Raw genomic sequence first — 26,701 nt, forward strand, 5'->3', positions numbered from 1 at the left:
TAGGCTGCCCGACCGTGACAGACGACGCCGCCACCGCTCCGACCTGCCTGGCTCACCCGTTCCCCGGCCAGCCGCACGCACCGGCCGGGTGCGCGGCCGCGCGGGGGCTCGACGGGCGTCCGGTGCACGCCGCGGCGTTGAAGTTCTTCTGGGGGCCGATGGACTGCGGCAAGTCGACGATGGCGTTGCAGATGAACTACAACCACGCCCGGCAGGGCCGCCGTGGACTGGTCACCACCCGCATCGACAGGTCGCTGGGCCCGCAGGTCACCACCCGCATCGGCCTGGCCCACGAGGCCATCGAGGTCACCGACGACCTGGACCTGCGGGCCCTGGTGCGCGGCCGGTGGGCCGACGGGGTACGCGTCGACTACCTGATCTGCGACGAGGCGTGCTTCTACACCGTCGAGCACGTCGAGCAGATGGCCGAGCTTGTCGACAGCTTCGACGTGGACGTGTTCGCGTTCGGCCTGGCCACCGACTTCCGCTCGCAGATGTTCCCCGCCGCGCAACGGCTGTTCGAGTTGGCCGACCAGGTGGCCCGCATCCAGGTCGAGGTGCTCTGCTGGTGCGGCCGGGAGGGGCTGCTCAACGCCCGCGTCGTCGACGGGCGGGTGGTCCGCGAGGGCGCGCAGGTCGTCATCGGCGACACCGTCGACACCGCCGAGGTGCGCTACCAGGTGCTGTGCCGCCGGCACTACCGCAGCGGCGACCTCGGCCCCCGCGACTGAGCGGCCCGCCGCGACGACACCCAGTCGGCCATGATCACCGCGCCGGTGATCAGCAGCGCGGCCGAGGCAGCCACCGCGAGTGGCACCCGCAGCGCGACCGCCGGCACGCTCAGCGCGAGCAACACCACAGTCGCGACGGCCCGAGCGACGCTCCCGCCGTCGCCGAGCGCGAACTGGTACGCGGCGTGCCCGGCCAGGAACAGCGCGGGACCGCCCAGCACGACCAGAGCGGTCGCCCAGCCGACCGGTTCACCGGGAGCGTGCAGCAGGAGTTCGTCGCCGACCGCCGTGACGACGATGCCGGCCACCATCACCGGGTGCAGGTAGTTGAACACCAACCGCGAGAGCCGGCCGGCCCGCCTGCCCGCCCCGGCCAGCGCCACCATGGCGGCCTGGGCCCGGTCGAAGTACACCCACCACAGGGCCGCCGAGCCCGCGAAGGCGAGCAGGAAGGCGACGATCGTCACCCGGTCCAGCTGCTGCGTCAGCGTCCTTCCGGTGATCAGGATCGACTCCCCCAGCGCGATGAGGATGAACGCCTGGCAGCGTTCGGCCAGGTGCCCGCCCTCCACCTCCCAGTGCTCGGGGGTGCTGCGCCCCAACCCGGGCACCGGAAACCCGGTCGCCAGCCCGACGGCGTCGACGCCGATCACCGCGATCCAGATCACCTCCCGGGCCGGGGCGTCCACCAGCGCGCCGACGACCGCGAGCGTGCTGGTGGCGGTAACCCAGACGACGCACTGGCGGAAACTGTCACCCAGCCCGGGTTGCCCGCGGATCGCCCACATGGCGAAGACCGTCCGCCCCACCTGCACCGCCGCGTAGGCCGCGGCGAAGAGCAGACCGTTGTCGCCGAAGGCGCCAGGCAGCGCCGCGGCGAGCAGCAGGCAGCCCAGCGACGCCAGCAGCAGGGTGACCCGCACCGGGGTCCGATCCGGGTGCAGCCAGTTGCCCGCCCACACGGTGTAGATCCAGACCAACCACACAAGGCCCAGCAGGACGGCGGTCCGGCCGGCGCCCGACCAGCCGAGGTCCCTGCTCAGGTAGTGCGACAACTGGGTGATGGTGAAGACGTAGACCAGGTCGAAGAACAACTCGGTGGAGGTGGTCCGCTCCACCCCACGACGCGGGCGCAGCAACTGCGGGTGCAGCGGACGGCTGTTCGGCCCCGAGCGGGTCACCGCACACCCCGCCGCACCCGCGACCGGTCGGCCACGATCACGGCGACGGTCACCGCCAACGCCAACGCGGCGCACACCGCGACGGGCAGGCCCAGCCCCACCCCGACCGGCACCAGCGCGAGCAGCACCAGCACCGCCGTGATCCGGCTGGTCGGCAGGTGTCGCCACAGCAGCGCCTGGTACGCGGCGTGCCCGGCCAGGAACAACGCCGGCCCACCCAGGACGAACAGCGCGCCGACGGTGGTGGCGGGCACCCCGGGCCCGCGCAGCAGCGACTCGTCGCCGGCGGACACGACGATCACACCGGCGACGATCACCGGGTGCAGGTAGTTGAACGCCACCCGGCTCAACGCGCCGGTACGCTCGCCCGCCCCCGCGATCACCTCTGTCGCGGCCGGGGCCGACCGGGCGAAGTACACCCACCACAACGCCACCGAACCGGCGAACGCCAGCAGGAACGCCCCCCAGGTCACCAGGTCCACGTGCGACGTGAGGGTGCTGCCGGTGACCAGGATCGACTCACCCAACGCGATCAGGACGAACGCCGCGCACCGTTCGGCCAGGTGTCCACCCTCCACCATCCACCGTTCCGGGCGGCTGCGACCCCGCCCCGGCAGCGGGTAACCGATCAGCAGGCCGACGACCTCGATCACGATCACCGCCGCCCACAACGCCTCCCGGGCAACCCCGCCGGCCAGGCCGCCGAGCACCACGAGCACCGACGTCCCGGTGATCCACGGCAGCGACTGTTGGAACCCGGCGACCAGCCACGGGCTGCCCCGCACCGCCCACAGCGCGAACACGGTGCGGCCCAACTGCACGGCCACGTAGATCACCGCGAAGAGCAGGCCGGTGCCGGCGAACGCCTGCGGGATCACCGCCGACAACGACAGGCTGCCCAACGCCACGCCGATCAGCACCGTGCGCACCGGCCCCTGATCCGGTTGCAACCAGTTGGTCAGCCAGGTGGTGTAGACCCAGACGAACCAGACCAGGGCCAACAACAGCGCGGTACGCGCGGCGCCCCGCCAGTGCGGGTGGGCGATCAGGTAGTGCGACAACTGGGTGATGGAGAAGATGAAGACCAGGTCGAAGAAGAGTTCCGTCGAGGTGGTCGGCTGCACCCCCGTGCGCGGGCGCAACAACTGCGGGCGTACCGGGGTGGCGACCGGTGGTTCAGAAGGGGTCACCGCACACCCGCCAGTCCCCGTCCTCGCGGACCACCGGTAGGCGGCGCTCCTCGCTGCGCCCGCCGTCGCGGGTCACCTTCACCGTCACCGTCCCGTGCGGGCGTCCGCTGCGGGTGGCGACCGACACGTCGGTGATCTCGTAGTCGGTGACCATCGGCGGTGTCCGCACCCAACTGGTGAAGCCGATCGCGCTCCACCGGGTGCGGGCGTCCTCGCAGAGCCGCTCGTACGCGCGGTCGCTGTCGCCGAGCGCCACCTCGCTGAGGAAGTCGTCGGCGGTCTCCCGGATCGGGCCGGCGGCCTGCCGGACGGTCTGCAGGTTCCAGGCGGCCAGCCCGGCCACCCCGACGCAGCACAGCGCCACACCGAACCCGGCGAACGCCAGCCCGGTGCGCATCGGGCGGTTGCGCCGGGCCGGTCGGCTCCACGTCTGGCCGGCACCCACGACTACCGACCGTAGAGAACATGGTCGCACTGAAGTGTGACAAGTCGGAAATCGGCGGTAGGTGGTGGGCGGGACTGCCCTGTTCGGAGCGGCCACGGATCGTCTACGGTCGGCGCACACCCCCCGAGCAGTGCCAGGAGCCGATCGATGAGCCGCTTCGTGCAGCCGCCACCACCTCCCGTCGATCCGTACGCCGGTGACGGCCTGCTGCGGTCCTGGCTGGAGCGCCACCTCGGCCCGGCCGGGCACGCCGCCGCGAAGGGCCGCCTCGCCGACCTGGCCGCCGACGTCACCGGGCCGCTGCGCGCGGCACACGCCGACGCGGAGGCGCACCCGCCGACGCTGGTCCGCTACGACCCGTGGGGCGCGCGGATCGACCGGATCGACACCTCCGCCGGCTGGCAGGCGCAGCGCGCCGCCGCCGCCCGACACGCCGTGGTCGCGCTGCCCTACCTGCCGGACGCGCGCGGCACCTGGGGCGCCGCCGCGCGGGTCGTGCAGCACGCCCTGCTGCACCTGTACGGGCCGGAGTCGGCGACGTTCTCCTGCCCGGTGGCGATGGCCGACGGGGCGGCGGCGCTGCTCAGCACGCCCGACGTGGACGCCGGGGTCCGCGACGCGTGGCTGCCCCGGCTGATCTCCACGGACCCGGCCACCGCGATCACCAGCGGGCAGTGGATGACCGAGTCGCAGGGCGGCTCCGACCTGGGCCGTTCCAGCACCATCGGCCGACCGGCGGCGGACGGGTCCTGGCGGCTGACCGGGGAGAAGTGGTTCTGCTCCGCCGCCGACGCGGCGATGGCGGTGGCGCTGGCCCGACCGGAGGGCGCCGGGCGGGGCAGCCGGGTGCTCGCACCGTTCCTGGTCCCCCGCTACGCGGCCGACTCGCCGTTGAGCATCGGCGAGGCGCCGGGCGCGCCCGCGTCGGGTGTCACAGTGCACCGCCTCAAGGACAAGCTCGGCACTGTCGCGCTGCCCACCGCCGAGATCGGGCTGCGCGACGCGTACGCGCTCCCGCTGGGCGACCCGGCGGTGCCCGGCCTGGTGCGGGCGATGACCCTGGTCGTGGTGACCCGGGTGCACAACGCCGCCGCGGCGGCCGGTGGGATGCGCCGTGGACTGGACTACGCCCGCGCGTACGCCGAGGTGCGGCACGTCGCCGGCGGGCCGCTGGCGTCCTCGCCGCTGCACCGGGCCACCCTGGGCACCCTCGCGGTCGACGCGGCGGGCGCGTTCGCCCTCGCCGGGCACGCGTTCGCGCTGCTCGGGCGGGTCGAGGTCGGCGCCGACCCGGAGGCGACGGCGGAGCTGCGCATCGTGGCGCCGTTGGCGAAGCTGGCCACCGGCCGGCTCGCCGTCAGCTCCGCCAGCGAGTACGTGGAGAGTTTCGGCGGGGCCGGTTACGTGCAGGACACCGGCGTGCCCCGGCTGCTGCGCGACGCGCAGGTCCTGCCGATCTGGGAGGGCACCACGAACGTGCTGGCCCTGGACGTGCTGCGCGCGTTGACCAGGGAGGACGCCGGGGCACCGGTGCTGCGCCGGCTCGCCGCCGCCGTCGACCTGGCCCGACCGCTGTCACCTGCGCTCGCCGACACCCTGGCCGCCGCCGCCGCGCAGCTGGGCGACACCATCACCGCTGTCACCGCCGACCCGAGCGCCGCGGCGGTGCAGGCCGGTGCCCGTGGCCTGGCGCTGCGCCTGGCGTACGCGCTGACCACCGCGCTGCTCGTCGAGCACGCCGCGTGGGGTGACGAGCAGGCGGAGTTGGCGGCCCGGCTGTGGGCGCGGCGCTGGCTGCGGCACGAGGAGATCGCCGAGGACGCCCACCACCACCTGGAGCTGCTCTGCTGAGCGGCCGAGGCGAGCGCGGGCAGGTGCCCATGTCGGTGCTGATCGAGCATCGCGAGGGACGTTCTCGACTGACCGGCGCAGCGAGCGTGTGGCGATCAGGCCCGGCGGCGGGACCGGGCCGCCCACACCGCGTACGCCGGGTCGCGGTCGAGGTTGTGCCGGTCGCGGTCGTAGCGGCGGGTGGTGCGCGGGTCGGCGTGACCCATCGCGTCCTGCACGTCTTCCAGCGGCACGCCCTCGGAGCGGGCGGTGGTGGCGAAGGCGTGCCGCAGCGAGTGCGGGGACAGCTTCGCCCAGGCCGGGATGCCGGCGGCGCGGGCGAGCCGGCGGACCATCCGGAACACCGAGTGCCGGTCCAGTCGGGCGCCGCTGGCGGTGACCAGCAGTGGGCCGGTCAACTGTGGCACCGGCACGCCGGTGGCGGCGGCCCGCTGGGCCAGGTAGGCGTCCACCGCGTACCCGGTGCCGGGGGTGAGGGCGCGGCGGCGTTGTTTGCCGCCCTTGCCGACGAAGCGCACGCTGCGGTGCCCGCGTTCGGTGCCGAGGTCGGTCAGGTCCAGCGAGATCAGCTCCCCGACCCGAAGGCCCAGGTCGGCCAGGAGCGCGAGCGCGGCCCGGTTGCGGGCGGCGGTCGGGCCGGTGTCGGCGTCGGCGGCGCCGAGCAGCGCGTCCACCTCCTCCGGGGTGAGCCCGATGGTCGCGGAGTGGTCCCGGTCGACGCGGGGCCTGTCGACTCCGGAGACCGGGTTGGCCGCCACGCCGCCGAGCTTGACGAGGAAGTCGTACCAGCTGGACAGCGCGGAGAGCCGACGGGCCACGGTGGCCGGGGTCAGCGGCCGGCCGCTGCGGGCGCCGATTGTGGACTCCAGCGCTCGGGCGTACTCGTTGACGTGCAGGAATGTGACCCGCAGCGGGTCCAGGTCGCGACTGGCGCACCAGCGCAGCCAGCCGGTGACGTCGCGGCGGTAGGCGTCGCGGGTGTGCTCGGACAGCCGCCGGTTACGCAGCCACGCCTCGGTGACCTCGATCGGCCCGCTCGGCAGCGCGGGTGGCGCGGACGGGCGGGTCAGCACCGGAGCGTCGGAGATCGCCATGTGAAAAAGGCTCTCAGCCTCGGGTGGGATCAGCGCGCAGGCGCGCCGATCCCACCCGTCACCGTGATCAGGCGTTGATCTGCCGGCGCCCGTCGCCGTTGGAGCTGATGGTCACGCGGCGCGGCTTGGCGCGCTCGGCGACCGGGATGCGCAACGTCAGCACCCCGTGCTCGTAACCAGCTTCCAGCTTGTCGGTGTCCAGGGTGTCGCCCAGGAACAGCCGCCGGGTGAAGGTGCCCATCGGGCGTTCGGCGGCGACCAACTCGACGCCGTCACCGGTGGGCCGGCGACGCTCGGCGCGGACGGTGAGCACGTTGCGCTCGACGGTGCAGTCGATGGTGTCCGGGTCGACGCCGGGTAGGTCGAACGCCGCGTAGAAGTGGTCGCCGTCGCGGTAGGCGTCCAGGTGCATCGTCGCGGGACGGGCCGCCGTACCGAAGAACTGGTCGGCGAGTCGGTCGATCTCGCGGAAGGGGTCGGTACGCATCAACATGGTCATGCCTCCTCGGTTCTCCGGGCCGAAGGTGATGAGTTGAGCCGGGGTGACTCAACTTCCTCTTCTTATTTAACGCATCCGCTGGCCGGCGTCAACCGCTCATCGCAGTCGCTTCTCGAACCAGTGCTCGGCGTAGGGGCCGTGCGAGTACGCCGGGATCTCGGTGTAGCCGTGCCGGGCGTACAGGGCGCGGGCCTCGACCAGGTCGGCGCGGGTGTCGAGCCGAATCCGGTCCGCGCCGGCCGCCTCGGCCCGCTGCTCGGCGGCGGCCAGCAGCGCGGCACCGCCACCCTCGCCCCGATGAGCGGGTCGGATGAACACCCGGGTCAGCTCGGCCCAGCCGGGCTGCCAGCGCAGGCCGGCGCAGCCGGCCACCTCGTCGCCGCGGTGGGCGAGCAGGAGCAGCCCGGTGGGCGCGGTCAGGTCGTCGCTGGGCAACTCGGCCAGAGCCCGTTCGACCTCGCCGGGCAGAGCCGGGCGACGGTGATAGCGAACCACCATCTCGGTCATGTACTCGCGCAACAGCAGCACGGCGTCGGGGTGGTCGGGCCGGGCGGCGGTGGTTGCCCAGGCGGACCGGGCGATCATGGTCACCTGCTGATCATGACCGCCCGGTCAACGGTTTTATCCGGTCGCCTGGGCTCGCGCGCCCGGTGTCGACGACTCGCCGATCCGCAGGCGCGGCCAGTCGGACAGGTCCCGCAGTAGTTGCCGGTCGTGGGTGGCGATGACGACGGCCGCGTCCGTGTCGCGGATCGCGGCGGTCAGCTCGTCGGCCATCCTCGACGACAGGTGGTTGGTCGGTTCGTCGAGCAGGATCAGCGTGGGCCGCCCGGCCAGTGCCAACGCCAGGTCGAGGCGGCGCTGCTGCCCCTGCGACATCCGCCCCACCGGTGTCCGCATCGCGGCGGAGTCCAGCAGACCAAGCGCCGCGAGCGGTACGGCGTCCGCGTCGGAGAGCACCCCGCGGGCGACGAGCGAGCCCACCTGACGGGTGTACACCTCGTCGGCGTCGAGTTCGGGGGCCTGCTCGGCGGTCTCCTGGGTGAGCCGGGCGATGCGGGCCTCCCGCGCCGTCCAGGCGTGACCGTCGGTGGGTTCGAGGGCGCCGGCCAGCACCGCGAGCAGTGTGGACTTCCCAGCGCCGTTGGGTCCGGTGACGAGCAGCCGGTCGCCGCCGTCGATGCTGAGGTCGACCGGGCCGGCAAGGCGCCCGCGCACGGCGATGCCCCGCGCACGCACCTGCGGTGCCCCGGGCCGCACACCCGGGTCCGGCAACCGCAATGCCGGCGGCGGTTCCGGCACGTCGATCCGGTGCGCCCGGAGTGCGTCCTGCTGCCGGTGGAGAGCCTGCACGACGCCCGGCGCGCGGGACTGGCGCTGGTGTTTGCCGGTCCCCTTGTCCGGCCGCCACCCGGTGGAGAGCCGGTCGCGGGCCGCCGACACCGCGTCCTGTAGTCGGCGATGCTCGGCCTGCTGCTCCTCGTACTCCTGCTGCCAGCGCTCCCGCTCGCGACGCCGCGCGTCCTGCCAGGCGTCGTAGCCCCCGGCGTGCAGCCGCGGCGTGTCGTCGCGGGTCGGGTCGAGGTCGAGGAACCGGTCCGCGACGTCGCGCAGCAACGCCCGGTCGTGGCTGACGATGGCGAGGCCGCCGGGGTGATCGCGCAGCCGGCGGGTCAGGAAGTCCAGGCCGTCGGCGTCGAGGTGGTTGGTGGGCTCGTCGAGCAGCAGCACATCGTGTCGCGCGCCGAGCAGGCACGCCAGTCGCACCCGGTAGCGCTGGCCGACCGACAGCGTCGCCAGGGGGCGGTCGCGGTCCGGGCAGGCGTCGAGGGCCTCCAGCGCCACGTCGACGCGGCGTTCGGCGTCCCACGCGTCGAGCCGGGTGGCCTCGTCGAGCGCGGCGGCGTAGCGGTCCCCGGCGACCGGATCACCCCCGGCGACCGCGAAGGCTGCCTCATCCAGCGCCGCGAGGGCCGACAGTGATGCGGTCAGCGCCTCGGACGTCAGGGTGCCGACGGTCTCGCCGTCGCGCGCGGGCAGTTCCTGGCGGGCCAGGCCGATTGTGCCGGCCCGCCGCACGGTGCCGGCGTCCGGTGTGATCAGCCCGGCGAGGACGTGCAGCAACGTCGTCTTGCCGCGACCGTTCTCGCCGACGACCGCGACTCGTGACCGGGCGGAGACGGTGACCGACACGTCCCGCAGGACGCGACGGGACCCGCGGGTGACGGTGATGCCGGTGGCGCGCACGTGCGCGTTGCCGCCGGCCTCGATGGGCGGGGAGAGAGGTTCGGGGTGTGGTGTGAGGTTCAACGGTGCTCCGCAGCTCGCGATTGAGCCGGGCAGCAGCCAGTGGCCGCCCGGCGGGAACCGGGACGGCGAGCGCGGATTCAGCAGAGGGAAGAGCGCCGCCGTCAGCGGGCGGAGCGGACCTTCTGCGACCAGACACCTCGTGCCATGACGGCGATGCTAGCAACCTCGCGGTGCCCCGACCACACGGTTTGCGCCCACCCCGTCGCCCCGCAGGGCTGGGGTGGGCGCAGACAATCCAGCGCGTCGGGTGCCGTCAGCGGCGAGGGCGGGGCAGCAGGGCGATCAGGGGGACCGCCACGGCCAGGTGTGTCGCGCCGAGGGTCAGCTTGGCGCCGCCGGTGGCCTCGACGCCGAAGAGGGGGACGAGGGACACCGCCGTCAGCACCACGGCGAGGGAGATCCAGACCGGTCGGGCGACCCGTGGGGCGAGGCGTTCCAGCAGGGCCAGCGCCGCCCAGCCGAGCAGGGCGGCGCCCAGGGCGACCACGAGAACCGCGCCCGCCCCGATGTCGGTGGCGGGTTGACCCGGGCTCTCGACGGTGTAGTCGACCCCGGCGAGCGCGCCGATCGCCCAGATGGCCAGGGCGGCCACCACGGCGGCGGTGACGCCGAGGGCGCGGCGACGCAGGGTCGAGGTGGTGGGGGTCGTGACGGCGGTAGCGCTCATGACGGCTCCTCGTTCAGGGGAAGCGAACGAGTAAGACCGTAGCAGATAGTCTTGTTCGGAACTATCTTTCTCGGAACTAACAGCCGGAGCGAGCGCCCGGCGCGTAGGGGGAGGTATGGGCCAGCGGGCCGTTCACCAACGCCAGCAGGGCGCGCAGGAACGCCTCCCGGTCCTGCGCGGGCAGGGTCGCGAGCAGGTCGTCCTGAATGCGCCGGACCACCTGCCGCGCCCGTTGCAGGACCTGCTCCCCCGCCGGTGTCACCACGACCAGGCGGGCCCGCCTGTCCGTCGGCGCCGGACGGCGCTCGGCCAGCCCGGCCCGCTCCAACTGGTCGAGCGTGACGACCATCGTGGTCTTGTCCACGCCGCACCGCTCGCCGATCTCCCGCTGGGTCAGCTCGCCGGTGTGCGCCTGCGCCAGCACGTAGTGGGCTCGCGGCGAGATGCCCAGCTCGGCCAGCCCGGCGGCATGCTCGGTCTGCAACGCGTGGCTGGCCCAGGACAGCAGGAACAGCAGATCCGGTGGGCCGTCGGCGGGCGTGCAGGAGGTCATGCGCCGAGGCTAGCAAGATCCTCCGCGACCAGACGGTTTGCGCCGTGGACGATCAGGCCCGCTGGTAGATGCCGTGCTCGCGGGTGAGCAACCGCTCGTCGACGAGATACCGACGCAGCGTGGCGTGGTCCGACCCACCCGCCGCGCACCACGCCTTGAGCGCCTCGTCGACGGCCCGCTCCGGATAGCGGGTGCCCGGCGCGAACGACCGCTCGGCGATGTGGGTGAGCAGCACGCGCCGCCGTTTCGGCTGCGCCGGCAGGCCCACCAGGACGTCTCCGCGCAGGAAGGTCCGCAGCACCGGATCGGCGGTCGGGTCGGTGTCGTCGGCCGGGCGGCTGTCGCGGGCGGCGGCCCGCAACGACGCCTCGTCGGCCGCGAGCGCGCCGTCCGCGCCGGTGACCAGGCCCGCGTCGGCGAGCCGGCGGACCCCGGTGAGCACGACCCGCGCCGGCAGGTCGGTCCGCTCGGCGACAAGCGCCGCGCTTGTCGCACCCAGCACGATCGCCGCGAAGATCCGTCGCCGTCCGTCGTCGGCCAGTGCACCGGCCAGAGCATGCGCAGTCACGCCGGTCACCCTCGCATCAGTGGTACGCGGACCGCCAGGCGTTTTTCCGACCCGCCCGGTCGGCACGTGGCTGCTCGGCCGCCGGCTGCTCGGCCGCCGGCTGCGGCGACCGGCTCGGGCGCCGCTGGCTGACCTGGTCGACGGGCCCCGCAACCGGCCGAACCCGCCGGCGTGGTGCCGGTCGGGCTCACGCAAAAGGCCCCCGACCAGTGTCGGGAGCCTTTGTGCGGTGAAGGTTGGTCAGCCGGCGGCCCGGGTCATGGCGACGAAGCCACGCCACGCCTGGGGGCTGAAGGTCAGCGTGGCACCGTCGCGATCCTTCGTGTCCCGCACGAGGACCACGCCGGGGAGGTTGTCGGCGACCTCGACACAGTTGCCGCCGTTGCCGCCGCTCTTGGTGCTCTTACGCCACCGCGCACCGCTCATGTCCATGATGCTGCCGCTTCTCTCAGAAGATCCAAGGAACGCCCTCGGGGCAGTGCCTCTCCGCGAATACGCTCCCACCGTCGTTCGAGCTTAACAAGCTCCGATGCCTGATCGAGGATCTGCGCCTGGGCCGGGCCGTCGACGTGCGCGACCCGCGACCCGTCCGGCATGTCGGCGATGGTGAAGGGGCCGTCCAGCCCCGGGTAGCTGGGCGCGTCGGCCGGGACGATGTGCAGTTGGACGCAGTCTGACTCGGCATGCTCGATCAGCCGGGCGAGCTGCGCCGCCATCAGGGCGCGGTCGTCGCCGACGCGTCGCCGCAGCACCCCCTCGTCGAGCACGGCGATCAGCAGTGGCCCGCCCTCGCGGCCGAGGATCGCCTGGCGGGCCATCCGCGCCTCGGTGAACTCGGCTACCGCGTCCGGTGTCAGCACCCCGCCCGCCAGGGTCGCCCGCGCGTACGCCTCCGTCTGCAACAGGCCGGGCACCCAGGCCAGTTCGAACGACCGCAACGTCACCGCCTCGCGTTCGAGATCGACCCACGGCCGGAACCACACCGGTTCGCGACGGCGGACCACGTCCGGCCAGAGCGTGTCGGAGTCCTTTGCCAGCAGCTCCGCCACCGTCGAGCGGTGCCTGCTCTGGGGAATGTGGCCCGGGTTCGCCCATCTCGCGACGGTCTTCGGGTGCACGCCGACACGACCGGCGAGACTCTCGGCGGTGTGCCCCGCGGCGGCGAGCGCACTGACAAAGGCGTGGTTCATGCCATCTCTCCTCTGGAGCAAATCAGCCGTCCACAGGAGATTACACAACGCTGTGTGATTGTCCGACGACCCTGGGCAAGGTGTTGTGTGGACGGTGCGAGAGGGGAGAGCGATGCCAGACGAGCGAGCAGAGCCGAGGCAGCCGGAGGGACGGCGATGACCGACACCCTGCGGGCCGGCGACGTGGTCCGGTTGACCACCGCCGCGAGCGTGCAGTTCCGCGACCCGATCGTCGTGCGGGTCATCCGGGAGCTACCCGACCGGCACACCTACGACGGCTGGTTCTGGCTGGACGCCTACGAGCTGAACCCGAAGGGCGAAGCGATCGCACGGCGCGAGCTGTACGTGCGGCGCAACGGCGTGCAGGTGCAGTTTCGGGCCCCCCGTCGGGCCAACGAGACCCGCCCGCCCACGCCGATCCGGCGCACCGGGCCCGTGGGGGTCGTCTGATGCCCGTACGCCGGCAGCACTCTCCGCTGCGCCCGTCGTGGCGCTGCCCGGTCTGCGGCATCCTGTGGCCGTGCTCGGCCGCGAAGCTGCGCCTGCTCGGCGAGTACCGCGAGGACCGGCCGGGCCTGTTGGCTCACCTGGCGACGGTGCAGCAGGCAGCCGAAGCCGACCTCACCGCGCTCAACCCGGGCGTCGCGCTGCCCGACCTGACCCCGCGTTTCGTCGGCTGGGCCGAGGCCCGCTAGCCACCGGCGCGAGCCTGGCCCTGCGACTACCAGGAAAAGGGGGACCACGCCTGAATCCCTGGGAGGCGGGAAGAGTGGGTCACCAGGCACGACGAGAGGAATGGGACACATGGCACAGCGCATCGAGACTCCGTTCGGGTTCAGCTCCACCGCGGCCGAGGTGCTCGCCGGCGTCGACCTGAGCGGCAAGCGCGCGATCATCACCGGCGGCGCGGGCGGCATCGGTGTGGAGACCGCTCGCGCCCTCGCCGGCGCGGGCGCCGAGGTCGTGCTGGCCGTGCGCCGCACCAGCGTCGCCGAGACGGCCATCGCGGACATCACGGCGACAACGGGAAACACCGACATCAGCGCACGGGAACTCGACCTGGCCGACCAGGGGTCGGTGCGCAGGTTCGTCGACGGATGGGAGCAGCCCCTGCACATCCTGGTGAACAACGCCGGGATCATGGCGCTGCCGCACCTCCAGCGCACCCCCGAGGGCTGGGAGATGCAGTTCGCCACCAACTACCTGGGCCACTTCGCGCTGACCCTCGGGCTGCACGACGCGTTGGCCGCCGCCGGTGGCGCACGCGTCGTCTCGGTCGCCTCCAGCGGGCACCTGTTCTCCCCCGTCATCTTCGACGACCTGCACTTCCGATTCCGCCCGTACGACCCGTTCCTCGCCTACGGGCAGTCCAAGACCGCGGAGGTGCTGCTCGCCGTCGAGGCGACCCGACGCTGGTCCGGTGCGGGCATCTACGCCAACGCGCTGAACCCCGGCGCCATCGCGACAGGCCTCCAGAAGCACACCGGCGGGCTGCGTACGCCCAAGGAACAGCACAAGACCCCGCAGCAGGGGGCCGCGACCACCGCCCTGCTGGCCGGTTCGCCGCTTGTCGACGGCGTCGGCGGGCGCTACTTCGAGGACGTCACCGAGGCCCCGGTGGTCGACGAGATGCCTGCGAACTACGCGGGCGTCGCCCGGTACGCCCTCGATCCGGCCAACGCGCAACGGCTGTGGGACGTCGCCCTCGGGCTCCTCAACTGAGAACACCCGGCCCCGGCGCGGCCGTCGACCCCAGGAGAAGGGAACAGGCAATGACGATCGTCCGCAGTCGCTGGAGGCGCTCAGCGGCTACACGTACACGACGCACGAGAGCGTCGCGGCCCTCGCCGGGGCGGTCGACGTGCTCCTGCTGTGCCTGCGCGACGATGGCGACATCCATGACCTGCTGGACAACCAGCAGCTTCGGCAGGGGCTGCGCGGCGGCACTGTGGTGGTCAACCACGGCACCGGCGACCCGGGCGAGAGTACCGCGCTCGCCGACCGCTTCGCGGCGGGCGGCATCCCGTTCCTCGACGCACCGGTGAGCGGCGGCGGGCCCGGCGCCAAGGCGCGGACACTGACCACGTCCGTGGGCGGGGAGCACGACGCGTACGACCGCTGCGTGCCGATCTTCGAGACCTTCTCCCGGACGGTGCTCCACATGGGCGGCTCCGGAACCGGCCAGTTGACGAAGCTGCTGAACAACTCGATGACAATGAGCAACCTCAAGAACGCGGCAGACATGCTGCGAATCGCCGCCCAACTGGACGTGAAGATCGGACCGCTGGTCGAGGCCATCTCGGCGAGCAGCGGGGCGAGTTTCATGCTCGGGGCGTTGAACACCGAGATCACTCCCGACATCGCCCCGCACATGCAGCCGCTGACGCGCAAGGACATCGAGCACTTCGCCGACGCGGTTTGCGCACGCGGGGTCGACCCGAGCGAGCTGCACGACCGCAGCCTGGCCGGCGCGAACGGGCTCGTCGAGGCGGTCGGAATCGTCGCTGGCAGCCCAACGGCGTGACCGGTGCCGCGCACCCGCGAACCAGGAGCTACGAGACGGACCCCTGAGCCAACCGCGCGTGCAGGTGCATGTCGTGCCAGCCGTCGACGTGGCGCACCGAGGCGCGGGCCACGCCCTCCACGCCGAAGCCGGCACGGGTGGCCACCCGGCAGGACGCCACGTTGGCGGTCGAGTGCTCCAGTGCCAACCGGTGCAGGCCGGCCCGCGTGAAGCTCCACCGGGTCAGTGTCGCCAGCGCGTCGGTCGCGACCCCCCGGCCACGCGCGCCGGGCAGCAGCCAGTACGACACCTGCGCCGACGCCTCGGCCAGCAGCAGGGCCCGGAGACCCACCTGCCCGATCGGCTGATCGTCGGCGTCGACGACCGCCCAACTGGCCGCCGTCTCGGCGTGCCAGCGGCCCGCCCACTGCCCCGTCCAGGCCCGCGCCTCGTCGTCGCCGTCGAAGCGGCGCACGTGCCACCGCTGGATAACCGGACAGTCGAAGGCGACCCGGACGGCCGTGGCGTCGGCGGCGTGCCACGGCCGCAGCGTCAGCCCGGGGCGTACCGGAAGGTGGGGTTGCTCCTGGGCGGCGAGACTCCCGGCGGGCAGGGCGGGCGCGACGAGCAGCGGCATGCCCCATTATCGAGCCGGGGCCTCACTCTCCGGTCGGGCCGCCGGCCAGCTCGGCGACCACGTCGAGGTGACCGAGGTGGCGGGCGTACTCCTGCACCAGGTGCAACAGCACCCGCTCCAGCGACGCCGGGTCCGCGCCGTTCCAGCGCGGCCCCGGCGCACCGACCTCCGCCAGGTCGTGCGCCGTCACCACCGCCGTGGTGTGCGCGCCCTGCGCCCGCAGCGCCGCCACCAGATCCGCGCGGGTCTGGTCGGGGGCGACGTACCAGCGGTCGTCGCGACGGTCACCCCACGGCTGCGCGACGTCCCGACCCTGGAAACCCCACTCGATCCAGCGCAGCTCGACGTGCCGCAGATGCGTGAGCAACTCCAGCGGGGTCCAGCCGGACGGCAGCCGGCTGCGCCGCAGCTCCGCCTCGGCCAGCGCCGACACCTTGGCCACCACGGACTCGCGGAAGTAGTCCAGGTAGCGCAGGAAGACCTCGGTGCGGCTGCCCGCCGGGGCGGTGGGTTCGGGGAAGGCGATCATGGCGCGGTCGGCAGGTCGCGGGCACGCTGGCGCACACCCGCCCCGCCGTAGGGGTAGTCGCCCACGAGCGGGGCGCTCGCCTCGTCCAGCAACCGCATCTGCTCGGCGTCGAGGACCAGGTCCGCGGCGGTCAGGTTGTCGTCGAGCTGCTCGGTGGTGCGCGCGCCGAGGATCACCGAGGTGACCGCCGGCCGGGCCGCCAGCCAGGCCAACGACACCGCCGACATGGACACGCCGCGTTCCCTGGCGACCCGGCCGACCGCGTCGAGCACCCGCCAGGTGCGCTCCTCGGCGTTACGACCGGCGTACGCCTCGACGCCGCGCTGCGGGTTCTCCCCGAGCCGGGTCGCGCCGGTGGGCGTGCTGTCGCGCTGGTACTTGCCGGTCAGCCAGCCACCACCCAACGGCGACCACGGCAGGATGCCGATGCCCTCGTTCTCGCAGACCGGCACCAGCTCGAACTCGATCTCCCGGGCCAGCAGGTTGTACTGCGGTTGCAGGGTCACGATCGGGGTGAGGTTGAGGTGCTGGGTGAGCAGGGCGGCCTTCTGCAACTGCCAACCGGTGAAGTTGCTGACCCCCGCGTAGCGGATCTTGCCGGCGCGCACCGCGTCGTCGAAGAACCGCAGTGTCTCCGGCAGTGGGGTGAGCGGGTCCCAGGCGTGCGCCTGGTAGAGGTCGACGGCCTCGACGCCGAGCCGTCGCAGGCTGGCGTCCAGGGCGCGGGTGAGGTGCACCCGGGACAGGCCGGCGTCGTTCGCCCCCGGCCCCATCGGGAAGCGGCCCTTCGTGGCGATCACCAGTCGGTCGCGCAGGTCGGGCCGGGCCCGCAGCCAGCGCCCGACGATGCTCTCGGAGACACCCGTGGAGTAGACGTCGGCGGTGTCCAGGAAGGTGCCCCCGGCCTCGACGAACCGGTCCAGTTGGGCGAAGCTGCCGGCCTCGTCGGTCTCCGCACCGAAGGTCATGGTGCCCAGACACAGGGTCGACACCACAGTGCCGGTGCCGCCCAGAGTGCGATAGCGCATATCGTCCTTTCGGTCCGAGTCCAGAAGCCGATCTTCGCACCCGGCTCACCCACCTGCACGGGGAGGCCGCCGGAGCCTGTCACGGGCACCCGCGCGACAGGCCTGCCCGTCATCATGTGCCAATGAGCGAGCCCGCGATCGACACCGACCGGCCGCAGCGTCCAGCCGGGACGGCACCGTCGACGCTGCCACCGGAGCCCGGTGCGCCCACGCGCGGGCCGTGGCTGGTGGCCCTGGCGACGAGTGTGCTCCTGCTGCTGCTCGCCGGCCGCTACGGCTATCACCGCGACGAGTTGTACTTCCTGCTCGCCGGCCGACACCTCGACTGGGGCTACGTCGACCAGGGCCCGCTGGTCCCGGCGCTGGCCCGCCTCCTGGACACGATCGCGCCGGGCAACCTGGTGATCCTGCGGACCCCGTCGGCGTTGCTGGCCGGCGGGGCGGTCCTACTGGTCGCCGCCATCGCCCGCGAACTGGGCGCCGGTCCCGGCGCGCAGACCTGCGCGGCGGTGTTGGCCGCGCTGTCCGGCATCGTGCTCGCCAGCGGGCACCTGCTCAGCACCACCACCGTCGACCTGCTGGTCTGGCTGGTCGCGGCGTGGGGCGCGGTGCGGTTGCTGCGCTCCGGCGACAGCCGCTGGGCGCTGGGCATCGGGCTGGCGCTCGGCGTGGGCATGCTCAGCAAGCTGCTGCCCGCGCTCCTGGCCGTGGGGCTGATCGCCGGCGTGCTCATCGCCGGGCCCCGTCGGCTGCTGCGCGACAGGTGGGTGCTCGCCGCCGCCGGGATCGCCGTGCTGCTGGCCGCACCCAACCTGATCTGGCAGGCGGCGCACGGCTTCCCGCAGCTCGGCGTTGCCGCCTCCATCTCCGACGGTGACAGCTCCTACAGTGGCCGCCTCGACGCGCTCACCCTCCAGTTCGTCATCATCAGCCCGTACGCCGTACCCATCTGGATCGCCGGCCTCGTCGCGCTGCTGCGCCGCCCGGCCTGGCGGGCCTACCGGGCGGTGGCCTGGGCCTGGCTGGTCGTGTTCGGCATCGTGGTGGTCGCCGGCGGCAAGGGTTACTACGACGCGCCGCTGCTGCTGGTGCTCACCGCCGCCGGCGCGGTGGTGACAGTCGCGTGGGCGTCGCGCGGGTCGGTGCGGCTGCGTCGGGGGCTGCTCGCGCTCGGCGCGGTGCCGTTGCTGCTGCCCACCATCGTGCTGCTGCTGCCGGTGCTGCCGGCCGAGCGGCTGCCCGGTTTCGTGGTCGACGTCAACTACGACGCCGGTGAGACGATCGGCTGGCCGGCGTTCGCCGACTCGGTCGCCGCCGTCCATCGTGGGCTGGCGCCCGAGGAGCGCTCCCGGGCGGTCGTCCTGACCGACAACTACGGCGAGGCCGGCGCGCTGGCCCGCTACGGTCCGACCCGTGAGCTGCCCCGGGCCTACTCGGGGCACAACAGCATGGCCGACTTCGGTCAGCCGCCAGCCAACGCGGACGTGGTCATCGCGGTCGGGTGGGAGCGTCCCGACCCGCTGACCGCCTGGTTCGACGAGTGCACCCTCGCCGGGCGGGTGGACCAGCGGGTCGAGGTGGAAAACGACGAGAACGACGGCCCGATCCACGTGTGCCGAGGGCTGCGGCGTCCATGGGCGCAGATCTGGCACAGCGAGGTACGCCACACGGGCTGAGCGTGCTCAGCCCGTGCCGCTTGTCAACCAGGCCTGGATGCCGGCCAGGGCCTCGGGGCCGGAGGTGGCGTCGACGTCGCCGGCGAGGTCGGCGACCGTGACGGCGGCGAGCGCCTGACGCCACGCGTCCTCGGCCGCCCACATGGCGCGGGCGACCGGGCACGGCGTGGTGCAGGCGTCGGCGGGCGTCGCGAACGGGCCACGCTGGCGGATCTCGGTGCAGACGAAGGTCGGGCCGGGGCCGTCGATGGCCCGGACCACGTCGAGCAGGGTGATGCTCTCCGGTGCGCGGGTCAGCACGTAGCCGCCCGACTTGCCCTGCACGGAGTGGACCAGGCCGGCGCGGGCCAGGGCCTGGAGCTGCTTGGCGAGGTAGCTGCCGGAGACGTCGTGCAGTTGCGCCAGCTTGGCCGCCGAGACGGGCGTGTGGCTGGCCGTCAGCACCACGCAGCAGTGCAGGGCCCACTCGACCCCGCCGGACATCTTCATGTCGTCACCCTAGTCGGGGTGCGGCAGTTGATCTCGACCAGCGGCCGACGGCGGCGCTACCGCACATAGCTGCTGGCCTGCGCGCCCAGGACGTTCAGGAGGGCCAGCGCCTCGGCCCCGGGGGACTGCGGCGGTGCGGTGAAGAGCACCAGGTACTGGTCCCGGTCGGTGAGGGTGAGGGTGTCGCAGTCGACGGTGACCTCCCCGACGGTCGGGTGGCGGAAGGTCTTGGTGAGCATCGGCGGGGCCTGCACGTCGCGCCGTTGCCAGAGCCGGGCGAAGTCGGGATCGGTGGCAAGGAGGTCGTCGACGAGGCCGGTGATCTCGGGATCGGTCGGGTAGCGGGCGAGGGTGGCGTGCAGCCGCATCACGACGGCGAGCCGGAACTCGGCGGCGTCGGACACCCCGTACAGCCTCGCGCCGGGGTGCTGCGGCCCGGGGAAGGCCCGGCGGGCGAGGTTGCGGTCCTCGGGTGCGAGCGCGGCGAAGTCCTCCATGAGCGCGGCGGCGAGGTCGTTCCAGGCCAGGATCTCGAACGCGGCGGACAGCACGAAGCCAGCCGTCTGCGGTAGCCGCTCAAGCAGGGTGCGGATGCTGGGGCGGACGTCACGCCTGTGCAGTCCGGTACGGCTCGGCGCGGTGCCCGCGAGGACGTGCAGGTGGCCGGACTCGGCGTCGGTGAGCCGCAGCGCGCCGGCGATCCCCGCCAGTACGTCACCCGACGGCCGTGGTGCCCTGCCCTGTTCGAGTCGGACGTAGTACTCCGTGGAGATGTGCGCGAGGACCGCCACCTCCTCGCGGCGCAGACCCGGCGTCCGGCGTCGCGGGCCGGACGGGAGGCCGACGTCCTGCGGGCGCAGCCGCTCGCGGCGACTGCGGAGGAACGCCCCGAGTTCCTGCTTGTCCATGCGCCAAGTATGCGCGGGCCACGGCAGCGGATCGTGGTACAACCTGTGCCTGCATCCGGCCGGGATCCCGTCGAATGATGTCGTCATGACGGACAACACGCACATCGCAGACAGCAGGCCCGGTGGCCTGCTCACCGGCAAGGTCATCCTCATCACCGGCGCCAGCCGCGGCATCGGCGCGGCCGCCGGCCGACTCTTCGCCGCGGAGGGCGCGGCCGTCGTGCTCGCCTCCCGCAGCACCAGCGCCCTGGGCGTCATCGTGGCCGAGATCCGCGCCGGCGGCGGTGTCGCCGACGCTGTCGCCCTGGACCTGGCCGACCGGGCGAGCATCCGTGCCGCCGTCGACCGGGTCGACCAGCTGCACGGGCGGCTCGATGGCGCCTTCAACAACGGTGGGGTCGTCCAGCGGCAGGTCGGCCCGCTGCACACCACCAGCGACGAGGACATCGAGGAACAGTTCGCCGTCAACTTCCTCGCCCACTGGACCGCCATGAACGCCGAGGCCGCGCTGATGCGCCGCAACGGCGGCGGGGCGATCGTCAACACCTCCAGCATCGGCAGCCGCCGCGCGAACCCCGTCCTGCCCGCCTACGGCGCCATGAAGCGCGCGCTCAACAGCATCACCGAGACCGCCGCGGTGACCTGGGCACCCGACGGCATCCGGGTCAACGGCATCACCCCCGGCGGCACCCTCACCGAGATGATGCAGGAGTGGGAGGCGACAAGCCCCGGCGTCATCGAGGCCAGCAGCGCCGCGACTCCGCTCGGCCGGATGGCCGAGCCCCGCGAGGTCGCCGAGGCCGCCGCCTGGCTGCTCAGCGACCGCGCCTCGATGGTGACCGGCGCGATAGTGCCGGTCGACGGCGGCGCCGGCGCCTGAGCGCGGCGGCGCGGTGAGCTGACACACGCACCCCGCAATACTCGGACTCCTTCTATCCGGATATAGTTACTCGGACAGAAAGAATCCGAGTATTAGCTGGAGCGCCAGCGACCGGACGAACGACAACACAGTCACGGGAAGGTGCATGGGCATGAAGATCGCCGTACTGGGCGGGACCGGCCTCATCGGGTCACAGGTCGTCAAGATCTTGCAGACGGCCGGGCACGACGCGGTGCCACTCTCGCTCTCCACAGGGGTGGACCTGCTCACCGGGCAGGGCCTGGCCGACGCACTCACCGGCGCCAAGGTCGTCGTCAACCTGGCGAACTCGCCGACCTTCGACGACGCCTCCCCCGCCTTCTTCCAGACGACAATGGACAACCTCCTGGCCGCGGCCGCCCACGCGGGCGTCGGTCACGCGGTGGTGCTCTCCATCGTCGGCGTCGACCAGGTGCCCGACCTGGCCTACTACCGCGCCAAGGTCCTCCAGGAGGACATCCTCAAGGCCGGTCCCGTCCCGTACTCGATCGTCCGCGCCACCCAGTTCTTCGAGTTCGTCGAGGCGATCCTGTCCTGGACGGCCGACGACACCACAGTCCGGCTGCCCCGCACGCCCGTACAGCCGATGGCCGCCGCCGACGTGGCGCAGGCCGTCGCCGAGGTCAGCATGGGCGCACCCCTGCGCGGTGTCCGCAACGTCGCCGGCCCCGACGTCTTCACCCTCGACGAACTGGGACGGATCACGCTGGCCGCACGCGGTGACAAGCGCACCGTCACCACCGACGACAGCGCCGGCATGTTCGCCGCCGCACCCGGTGCGGCCCTCATCGCCGCCGACGACGCCGTCATCGCACCCACCGCCTACCGGGAGTGGCTCGACCGCCAGAGCTGAGGAAGGTTTTCACCGGCCCGTACGCCGCCGCGGCGGCGTACGGGCATGGCCGCTCGTCGGCCGTCGGGAACACCGGCCGGTCAGTGCCGCAGCAGGCCGGTCGTGTGGATCGGCTCCAGGTGCCCGGTGGGTGGCGCGCTGCGGTGCAGCTCCAGACCGACGTCGACGACGACGGAACGCTCCAACGTCACGACCTGCGCCAGCGGAACCCACTGCGCCAGGTCGGTCGAACCACCCGTCTCGGGCCGAAGCTCACCGCCGACGATCCCGGCCCGGTAGAAGACCGCCACCATGTGCAGCTCGACCTCGCCCGAGTCGTCGTAGGACTGCACCTGCCTGGTCCGCGAGTGCACACCGAGCAGTTGCTCGACCCGCGCCTCGTACCCCGTCTCCTCGGCGACCTCGCGCACGACGGCGTCGAACGGATCCTCGGTGTGCTCGACCCCGCCGCCGGGCAGCGTCCAGTGCCGCCGCGCCCCGTCGGGCGACACCCAGCGGGCGAGCAGCAGACCTTCGTCGCGCAGACACACCGCGTACGCGGCGACCCGGAGCCGTTGTGTGGTCACAGTGACCAGGATCCCGCAGTTGAGGGGAAACGTGCTCTCCCACTCGCCGAGGACGAGCACCGGACGCCGGGCCGGCAACTCCACGCCGTGTCGATCGCGTCAAACGGCCACTGCTGTCGACCGGCCGACCGGCCCGCCCGTTACCCCCCGGGCAGGACTACCCTCGCCGGTATGCCGGATTCCCGCCTGCTGCGCATCGGTACCCGCAACTCCCCGATGGCGCTGGCCCAGGTCGAACGGGTCCGCGCGATGCTCACCGACCGGCACCCCCACCTCTCCGTCGAGGTGCTGTCGATGTCCACAAGCGGCGACCGATGGCACGGCGACCTGGCCGCGCTGGGCGGCAAGGGCGCGTTCACCAAGGAGGTGGACGCCGCGCTGCTCGCCGGGCACGTCGACCTGGTCGTGCACTGCGTCAAGGACGTCCCCGGGGACCGACCGGCACCAGCCGGGACGGTGATGGCCGCCTACCTGGCCCGCGACGACGTCCGGGACTGCCTGGTACACCCGTCCGGCCTGCCGATCGAGCACCTGCCCGCCGGCACCCGGATCGGCACCTCCGCGGTACGACGGGTCGCCCAGTTGGCCCTGCACTGGCCGCACCTGACGCCGGTGCCCATCCGCGGCAACGCGAACAGCCGACTGGCCAAACTCGACGCCGGCGACACCTACGACGCGCTGCTGCTCGCGGTCTCCGGGCTGCGACGCATCGGCCAGGCCGCTCGGATCACCCACCCGATCGACGTCGACACGATGGTCCCCGCCGTCGGCTCCGGCACCCTGGTCCTTCAGTGCCGCGACGACGACACCCGCACCCGTGACCTGGCCGCCAGCCTCGGCGACCCGCGGGCACAGCAGGAGACCGTGGCCGAACGGACCATGCTGCACATCTTGCAGGGCAACTGCCACTCCCCCATCGCCGCGCTCGCCCGCACCGAACCGGATGGCCGCCTCGGCCTGCGGGCACGGGTGATCAGCCTGGACGGCAAGACGGTGCTCGACGTGCACGAGTGGGCGGCGGACCCGATCACCCTCGGCACCTCGGTCGCCGCGGCCCTGCTCCGGCAGGGCGCCCGTGACCTCCTCGAACTGCCCGCCTGACCTAACCTGGCGGGATGCTGTCGCAGCTGACGGGTCTGTCCCGACACTTCACCGAGGAGACCCTGCGCGCGTACCTCATCGAACGTTCGGTGCGCCGGGACGACGGCTGCCTGATCGTGCGCGGCTACGGCAGCCAGCGAGGCGTGCACCAGAAGATCGGCGGGAGGGCGTGGGCGCACATCGCGGCCTACGTCGTCTTCGTTGGTGGTTACGACCCCGAGTTGGACGTGCGCCACCTCTGTGGCACGCCGGACTGCATCGAACCCACCCACCTGCGACAGGTGACCCACGCCGAGACCTGCCGCGAGCGCGCCCAGCAGCCGCTCTGCCGCAACGGACACGAGCGGGAGCCCGACCCCACGAGCGGTCGATACCGCAGGGTATGTCGAGTGTGTAACAGCGAGGCCCAGAAGAGGTGGCGCGCGCGCCAGTCCGCCGAGGCCGCCGCGGCCCGGGCCGCCCACGGGCGGCAGGCGGGCTGACCGCGCCGTGTCCGAGGCGGGCCCGTGCCGCCGCGCGGTGCCGGCGGCGTGTCGGCGATGCTGTGGGCGTGGAGTACGTGTCCAGAGTGCCGCGACCGCCGCTGGACGGGCTGATCGACGACCTCTACTACCTGGCGGGTGTGCCGCCGTACGCCCGGCTGATGCTGCCGCCGCCGTCGGCGTTGCTCATCGTCAACCTCGGAGCGCCCTTCCGCATTCGGGGTGGCGCCGCCGTCGAGACGGCCGACTACGCCGACGGCTGCGTGGTCACCATGCCCACCCGCGCGTGGGAGTTCGGCTACCCACCCTGGACCCGGTCCGTCGGCGTGCACTTCAAGCCGTGGGGGCTGGCGCCGTTCCTGCCGATGCCCGCGGCCGACCTGTCTGACGTCCCGTTGGACGACAGCGGCCGTTGACGGTGTCGCAGGCGTCCTACGACTACACCCGGCCATACTGGGACCAGATCGGAGTCACGATCGCCGGCCGTCACGTCTTCGACATGACCGACGGCTGGGACGGGAAGCCGCCGAGCGGAATCGACCACGTGGTCGTCGTGACGCACCGGCCGCAGCCCGAGGGCTGGGACCCCGAGGCGCCGTTTCACTTCGTCGACGGCGTCGAGGCCGCCGCGGCCAAGGCGCAGGAGCTGGCGGGTGACCGCATCGTCGAGGTCGCCGCTGGCGACGTCGGTGGTCAGACGCTTGCCGCGGGCCTGGTCGACGAGGTACGCATGGACGTCGTACCCGTCGTGTTCGGGTCCGGCAAGCGCTACTTCGGGTCGGTCGACGCGCGGCACCTGTTGGAGGATCCGGACGTGGTGATCCCGGGCAACCGGGTGCTGCACCTGCGCTATCGGGTGCGGACGGCCGCCCGCTGATGATCCAGCGAGGTGTCGCTCGGGTTAGCGACCGGGCATGCTGGTTCTCACGGGCAGGTGGTGGCTTCAGGAGAGTGGATTGATGAAGTTTCTTCTCACGTCGTCGGGCATCTGCAACCCGAGCATCTCCGACGCGCTCGTCGACCTGTTGGGCAAGCCGATCGCCGAGGCCACGGCCCTGTTCGTCCCCACCGGTGTCTACCCCTTCCCCGGCGGAGCCGAGAGGGCGTGGAAGGCGATCCACGGCCGGGCTTCGATCCCGCTGTCCCAACTCGGTTGGAAATCCCTGGGGATTCTGGAGCTCACCGCGCTGCCGACCATTCGGGAAGAGAACTGGGTCCCGGCGGTCCGGGAGGCCGATGCCCTCCTGGTCTGGGGCGGCGACGTGCTGTACCTGACCTACTGGCTGCGCCAGTCGGGCCTGGCCGATCTCCTGCCGTCGCTGAGTGACACGGTCTACGTGGGGGTCAGCGCCGGAAGCATCGCGGTCACCCCGTACAACTGCGACGCCGACTTCGACCTTGCCTTCGTCCCCGACGGCAGCGACATGGCGCAGGATGCCGACCGGGCGCTGGGGCTCGTGGATTTCACGCTGTACCCCCATCTCAATCATCCGGACATGGAGGACACCGACCTGCCCACCATCCAGAAGTGGGCGTCCGGAATCCCGGTCCCGACCTACGCCATCGACGACAACACCGCCATCAAGGTGGCCGATGGCACAGTTGAGGTCGTCTCCGAAGGAGACTGGAAACTGATCAACCCCTGACCGCCGCAGGGCGGGTCCACACCACGATCACCGCAGTCGGCCGGAGAGACGTGGGCCGGTGCGGGTCGGCCCGTTCTCCCTCATCTCGACCCTTGTCGGCCGATGTCGACCTTGGTGAGGACCGGTCGGGTCACATCCTGGTTGTCGACGACGACGTCCGCGCGTTCGTGTGGCGCGCAGGCGGCGAAGTACAGCCGCTGGCCGCCGACATAGCGGCCGACGCTGGGATGGTCGGGATCCGGGTGCGAGCCGTCGCGTCCGGCCATCCGGGCCACGGTGACCGCGAACGGCGCGTCGAGGAAGACGGAGAAGTCCCAGAACTCCACAAGCTCGTCACGGTGCAGGAACAGCCCGTCGACGATGAGTACCGCGCCGGGCTCCGCGGTCCGCCACGCGAGATCCAGGACCCCGTCGGTCCGAAGATCGTGGGCGGCAGGACGGTAACGGCCTGAGCCCCCGGGACCGAACGGCTCCAGCACGTTGTGGACGAGGGCGTCGTAGTCGTAGCTGTCGAGCCAGAAGCCTTCCGGCGAATCCCGGCCCCGGCGGTGCCGCACAGCCCGGCGGTGATGAAAGTCGTCCGCCGAAACGTGCACGACAGCGCGTCCCCGGCCGCTCAGCAACGCGGCCAACTCGCCGGCGAACGTCGACTTGCCCACCCCATCGACCCCGTCGACGGCCACCCGTACGCGCCGCGGCGCGGGGAACGTCGGAACCAGGTCGGCGACATCGTCAAGCACCTGCCCCCGCACGACGCCCACGCCCGTTCGTCCATCCATGACCGGAAGCTCAACACATCGGACGTCGTTCTGCCCCGACGCCTCGCCTCACGTCTATCGGGGCAGGACAACGCGCCAACCTGCCCGGTGCCACACCAGACTGATTCATTACGCACAAGAACTGTCATTATGATGCACGTCGGTTTCGCCCCTTTTGCGGGGTCTATTTATCGGATTATTGTTACCGACAAACCAGTAATGACGATCTAGCTGTGCTGTCCAGGGAGGTTGGTCGAGGTTGTGTGACGACACGATCTGATGTCGTAGGTAGGTGAAGGCCTCCGGTTGTGGAGTGGAGCTGTCTAG

Annotated in this window: 31 protein-coding genes and 2 pseudogenes; 14 read left to right on the top strand and 19 right to left on the bottom strand. The window is 72.4% G+C overall.

Annotation, left to right across the window (positions count from 1 at the left end; genetic code table 11):
* Positions 1-122: 122 nt before the first annotated feature.
* Positions 123-731, top strand: coding sequence for a thymidine kinase (locus tag AB0A95_RS25235; protein WP_357558252.1), 609 nt, complete (start codon positions 123-125; stop codon positions 729-731).
* On the opposite strand, the gene AB0A95_RS25240 is transcribed toward AB0A95_RS25235, so the two are convergent.
* Genes AB0A95_RS25240 through AB0A95_RS25250 form a run of 3 tightly spaced genes read right to left on the bottom strand, consistent with a single transcriptional unit; the run spans position 698 to position 3,499 of the window.
* On the bottom strand, positions 698-1,912 hold the full coding sequence (locus AB0A95_RS25240) for a low temperature requirement protein A (RefSeq protein ID WP_357558222.1): 1,215 nt from the start codon (positions 1,910-1,912) through the stop codon (positions 698-700). The genes AB0A95_RS25235 and AB0A95_RS25240 overlap by 34 nt on opposite strands.
* Positions 1,909-3,102 (bottom strand): low temperature requirement protein A, encoded by a 1,194-nt coding sequence (locus AB0A95_RS25245; RefSeq protein WP_357558223.1) that lies wholly within the window; start codon positions 3,100-3,102, stop codon positions 1,909-1,911. Before AB0A95_RS25245 ends, AB0A95_RS25240 begins: the two co-directional genes overlap by 4 nt.
* Positions 3,089-3,499, bottom strand: coding sequence for a hypothetical protein (locus tag AB0A95_RS25250; protein ID WP_357558253.1), 411 nt, complete (start codon positions 3,497-3,499; stop codon positions 3,089-3,091). The genes AB0A95_RS25245 and AB0A95_RS25250 overlap by 14 nt, the downstream gene beginning before the upstream one ends.
* A gap of 195 nt (positions 3,500-3,694) precedes the next feature.
* Here AB0A95_RS25250 and AB0A95_RS25255 point away from each other — a divergent pair, with 195 nt between their 5' ends.
* Positions 3,695-5,398 carry an acyl-CoA dehydrogenase family protein gene (locus tag AB0A95_RS25255; RefSeq protein ID WP_357558224.1) on the top strand — a complete coding sequence of 568 codons (1,704 nt, stop codon included), beginning with the start codon at positions 3,695-3,697 and terminating at the stop codon, positions 5,396-5,398.
* Between the two features lie 95 nt (positions 5,399-5,493).
* Here AB0A95_RS25255 and AB0A95_RS25260 read toward each other — a convergent pair whose 3' ends face one another.
* The 9 genes from AB0A95_RS25260 to AB0A95_RS25300 form a co-directional block, all read right to left on the bottom strand.
* The gene (locus AB0A95_RS25260; protein ID WP_357558225.1) at positions 5,494-6,492 is read right to left on the bottom strand and encodes a tyrosine-type recombinase/integrase; all 999 of its coding nucleotides are present in this window, start codon (positions 6,490-6,492) and stop codon (positions 5,494-5,496) included.
* 67 nt (positions 6,493-6,559) lie between these two features.
* On the bottom strand, positions 6,560-6,985 hold the full coding sequence (locus AB0A95_RS25265; protein ID WP_357558254.1) for an Hsp20/alpha crystallin family protein: 426 nt from the start codon (positions 6,983-6,985) through the stop codon (positions 6,560-6,562).
* 102 nt (positions 6,986-7,087) lie between these two features.
* Entirely contained in the window at positions 7,088-7,576 is a 489-nt protein-coding gene (locus AB0A95_RS25270) for a GNAT family N-acetyltransferase (protein ID WP_357558255.1), read from the bottom strand.
* Positions 7,577-7,612: 36 nt separating this feature from the next.
* Positions 7,613-9,301, bottom strand: coding sequence for an ABC-F family ATP-binding cassette domain-containing protein (locus AB0A95_RS25275; protein ID WP_357558226.1), 1,689 nt, complete (start codon positions 9,299-9,301; stop codon positions 7,613-7,615).
* Between the two features lie 253 nt (positions 9,302-9,554).
* Positions 9,555-9,968 carry a DUF6069 family protein gene (locus AB0A95_RS25280; RefSeq protein ID WP_357558227.1) on the bottom strand — a complete coding sequence of 138 codons (414 nt, stop codon included), beginning with the start codon at positions 9,966-9,968 and terminating at the stop codon, positions 9,555-9,557.
* Positions 9,969-10,044: 76 nt separating this feature from the next.
* A complete protein-coding gene (locus AB0A95_RS25285; protein WP_357558228.1) occupies positions 10,045-10,521 on the bottom strand; it encodes a MarR family transcriptional regulator in 477 nt (158 codons plus the stop codon).
* Between the two features lie 52 nt (positions 10,522-10,573).
* Positions 10,574-11,089, bottom strand: a complete 516-nt coding sequence (locus AB0A95_RS25290; protein ID WP_357558229.1) for a DUF2087 domain-containing protein — start codon at positions 11,087-11,089, stop codon at positions 10,574-10,576.
* A 240-nt stretch (positions 11,090-11,329) separates the two neighbouring features.
* Positions 11,330-11,521 (bottom strand): DUF397 domain-containing protein, encoded by a 192-nt coding sequence (locus AB0A95_RS25295; RefSeq protein WP_357558230.1) that lies wholly within the window; start codon positions 11,519-11,521, stop codon positions 11,330-11,332.
* Positions 11,512-12,279 (bottom strand): DUF5753 domain-containing protein, encoded by a 768-nt coding sequence (locus AB0A95_RS25300; protein WP_357558231.1) that lies wholly within the window; start codon positions 12,277-12,279, stop codon positions 11,512-11,514. The genes AB0A95_RS25295 and AB0A95_RS25300 overlap by 10 nt, the downstream gene beginning before the upstream one ends.
* A gap of 156 nt (positions 12,280-12,435) precedes the next feature.
* Here AB0A95_RS25300 and AB0A95_RS25305 point away from each other — a divergent pair, with 156 nt between their 5' ends.
* From AB0A95_RS25305 to AB0A95_RS25320, 4 genes are all read left to right on the top strand, one after another.
* Complete coding sequence (locus tag AB0A95_RS25305; RefSeq protein WP_357558232.1) at positions 12,436-12,729, top strand: hypothetical protein; 294 nt, start codon at positions 12,436-12,438, stop codon at positions 12,727-12,729.
* Positions 12,729-12,974, top strand: coding sequence for a flavin reductase (locus AB0A95_RS25310; protein ID WP_357558233.1), 246 nt, complete (start codon positions 12,729-12,731; stop codon positions 12,972-12,974). Before AB0A95_RS25305 ends, AB0A95_RS25310 begins: the two co-directional genes overlap by 1 nt.
* Positions 12,975-13,083: 109 nt before the next feature.
* Positions 13,084-14,001, top strand: a complete 918-nt coding sequence (locus tag AB0A95_RS25315; RefSeq protein WP_357558234.1) for an SDR family NAD(P)-dependent oxidoreductase — start codon at positions 13,084-13,086, stop codon at positions 13,999-14,001.
* 70 nt (positions 14,002-14,071) lie between these two features.
* Complete coding sequence (locus AB0A95_RS25320; protein WP_357558256.1) at positions 14,072-14,803, top strand: NAD(P)-binding domain-containing protein; 732 nt, start codon at positions 14,072-14,074, stop codon at positions 14,801-14,803.
* 28 nt (positions 14,804-14,831) lie between these two features.
* On the opposite strand, the gene AB0A95_RS25325 is transcribed toward AB0A95_RS25320, so the two are convergent.
* From AB0A95_RS25325 to AB0A95_RS25335, 3 genes are read right to left on the bottom strand one after another with little or no spacing between them, the layout of a single operon-like run.
* Positions 14,832-15,419, bottom strand: coding sequence for a GNAT family N-acetyltransferase (locus tag AB0A95_RS25325; protein ID WP_357558235.1), 588 nt, complete (start codon positions 15,417-15,419; stop codon positions 14,832-14,834).
* A 22-nt stretch (positions 15,420-15,441) separates the two neighbouring features.
* A complete protein-coding gene (locus AB0A95_RS25330; protein WP_357558236.1) occupies positions 15,442-15,948 on the bottom strand; it encodes a DUF664 domain-containing protein in 507 nt (168 codons plus the stop codon).
* A complete protein-coding gene (locus AB0A95_RS25335) occupies positions 15,945-16,976 on the bottom strand; it encodes an aldo/keto reductase (RefSeq protein ID WP_357558237.1) in 1,032 nt (343 codons plus the stop codon). Before AB0A95_RS25335 ends, AB0A95_RS25330 begins: the two co-directional genes overlap by 4 nt.
* 122 nt (positions 16,977-17,098) lie before the next feature.
* Between AB0A95_RS25335 and AB0A95_RS25340 the strand changes: the two genes are divergently transcribed.
* Positions 17,099-18,652, top strand: coding sequence for a glycosyltransferase family 39 protein (locus tag AB0A95_RS25340; RefSeq protein ID WP_357558238.1), 1,554 nt, complete (start codon positions 17,099-17,101; stop codon positions 18,650-18,652).
* A 6-nt stretch (positions 18,653-18,658) separates the two neighbouring features.
* On the opposite strand, the gene AB0A95_RS25345 is transcribed toward AB0A95_RS25340, so the two are convergent.
* Both AB0A95_RS25345 and AB0A95_RS25350 read right to left on the bottom strand, forming a co-directional pair.
* Entirely contained in the window at positions 18,659-19,141 is a 483-nt protein-coding gene (locus tag AB0A95_RS25345) for an Rrf2 family transcriptional regulator (protein ID WP_357558239.1), read from the bottom strand.
* A gap of 56 nt (positions 19,142-19,197) precedes the next feature.
* Entirely contained in the window at positions 19,198-20,049 is an 852-nt protein-coding gene (locus tag AB0A95_RS25350) for a helix-turn-helix transcriptional regulator (RefSeq protein ID WP_357558240.1), read from the bottom strand.
* 85 nt (positions 20,050-20,134) lie between these two features.
* Here AB0A95_RS25350 and AB0A95_RS25355 point away from each other — a divergent pair, with 85 nt between their 5' ends.
* Positions 20,135-20,929, top strand: a complete 795-nt coding sequence (locus tag AB0A95_RS25355; protein ID WP_357558241.1) for an SDR family oxidoreductase — start codon at positions 20,135-20,137, stop codon at positions 20,927-20,929.
* A gap of 151 nt (positions 20,930-21,080) precedes the next feature.
* Positions 21,081-21,821, top strand: a complete 741-nt coding sequence (locus AB0A95_RS25360) for an SDR family oxidoreductase (protein ID WP_357558242.1) — start codon at positions 21,081-21,083, stop codon at positions 21,819-21,821.
* An 80-nt stretch (positions 21,822-21,901) separates the two neighbouring features.
* Here AB0A95_RS25360 and AB0A95_RS25365 read toward each other — a convergent pair whose 3' ends face one another.
* Positions 21,902-22,471, bottom strand: coding sequence for an NUDIX hydrolase (locus AB0A95_RS25365; RefSeq protein ID WP_357558243.1), 570 nt, complete (start codon positions 22,469-22,471; stop codon positions 21,902-21,904).
* Between the two features lie 87 nt (positions 22,472-22,558).
* Between AB0A95_RS25365 and hemC the strand changes: the two genes are divergently transcribed.
* From hemC to AB0A95_RS25390, 5 genes and pseudogenes are all read left to right on the top strand, one after another.
* Positions 22,559-23,488, top strand: a complete 930-nt coding sequence (hemC, locus tag AB0A95_RS25370; RefSeq protein WP_357558244.1) for a hydroxymethylbilane synthase — start codon at positions 22,559-22,561, stop codon at positions 23,486-23,488.
* A gap of 14 nt (positions 23,489-23,502) precedes the next feature.
* Positions 23,503-23,970 (top strand): HNH endonuclease, encoded by a 468-nt coding sequence (locus AB0A95_RS25375; protein ID WP_357558245.1) that lies wholly within the window; start codon positions 23,503-23,505, stop codon positions 23,968-23,970.
* A 140-nt stretch (positions 23,971-24,110) separates the two neighbouring features.
* Positions 24,111-24,299, top strand: a pseudogene (locus tag AB0A95_RS25380) (AraC family transcriptional regulator); the annotation flags it as partial.
* Between the two features lie 57 nt (positions 24,300-24,356).
* Positions 24,357-24,847 (top strand): annotated as a pseudogene (locus AB0A95_RS25385) (dihydrofolate reductase family protein); the annotation flags it as partial.
* Between the two features lie 82 nt (positions 24,848-24,929).
* The gene (locus AB0A95_RS25390) at positions 24,930-25,616 is read left to right on the top strand and encodes a Type 1 glutamine amidotransferase-like domain-containing protein (protein WP_357558246.1); all 687 of its coding nucleotides are present in this window, start codon (positions 24,930-24,932) and stop codon (positions 25,614-25,616) included.
* Between the two features lie 80 nt (positions 25,617-25,696).
* On the opposite strand, the gene AB0A95_RS25395 is transcribed toward AB0A95_RS25390, so the two are convergent.
* Positions 25,697-26,395 (bottom strand): uridine kinase, encoded by a 699-nt coding sequence (locus AB0A95_RS25395; protein ID WP_357558247.1) that lies wholly within the window; start codon positions 26,393-26,395, stop codon positions 25,697-25,699.
* Between the last annotated feature and the right edge of the window lie 306 nt (positions 26,396-26,701).

Origin of the sequence: Micromonospora sp. NPDC049230, assembly GCF_040647875.1 — a bacterium.
Taxonomy (GTDB): domain Bacteria; phylum Actinomycetota; class Actinomycetes; order Mycobacteriales; family Micromonosporaceae; genus Micromonospora.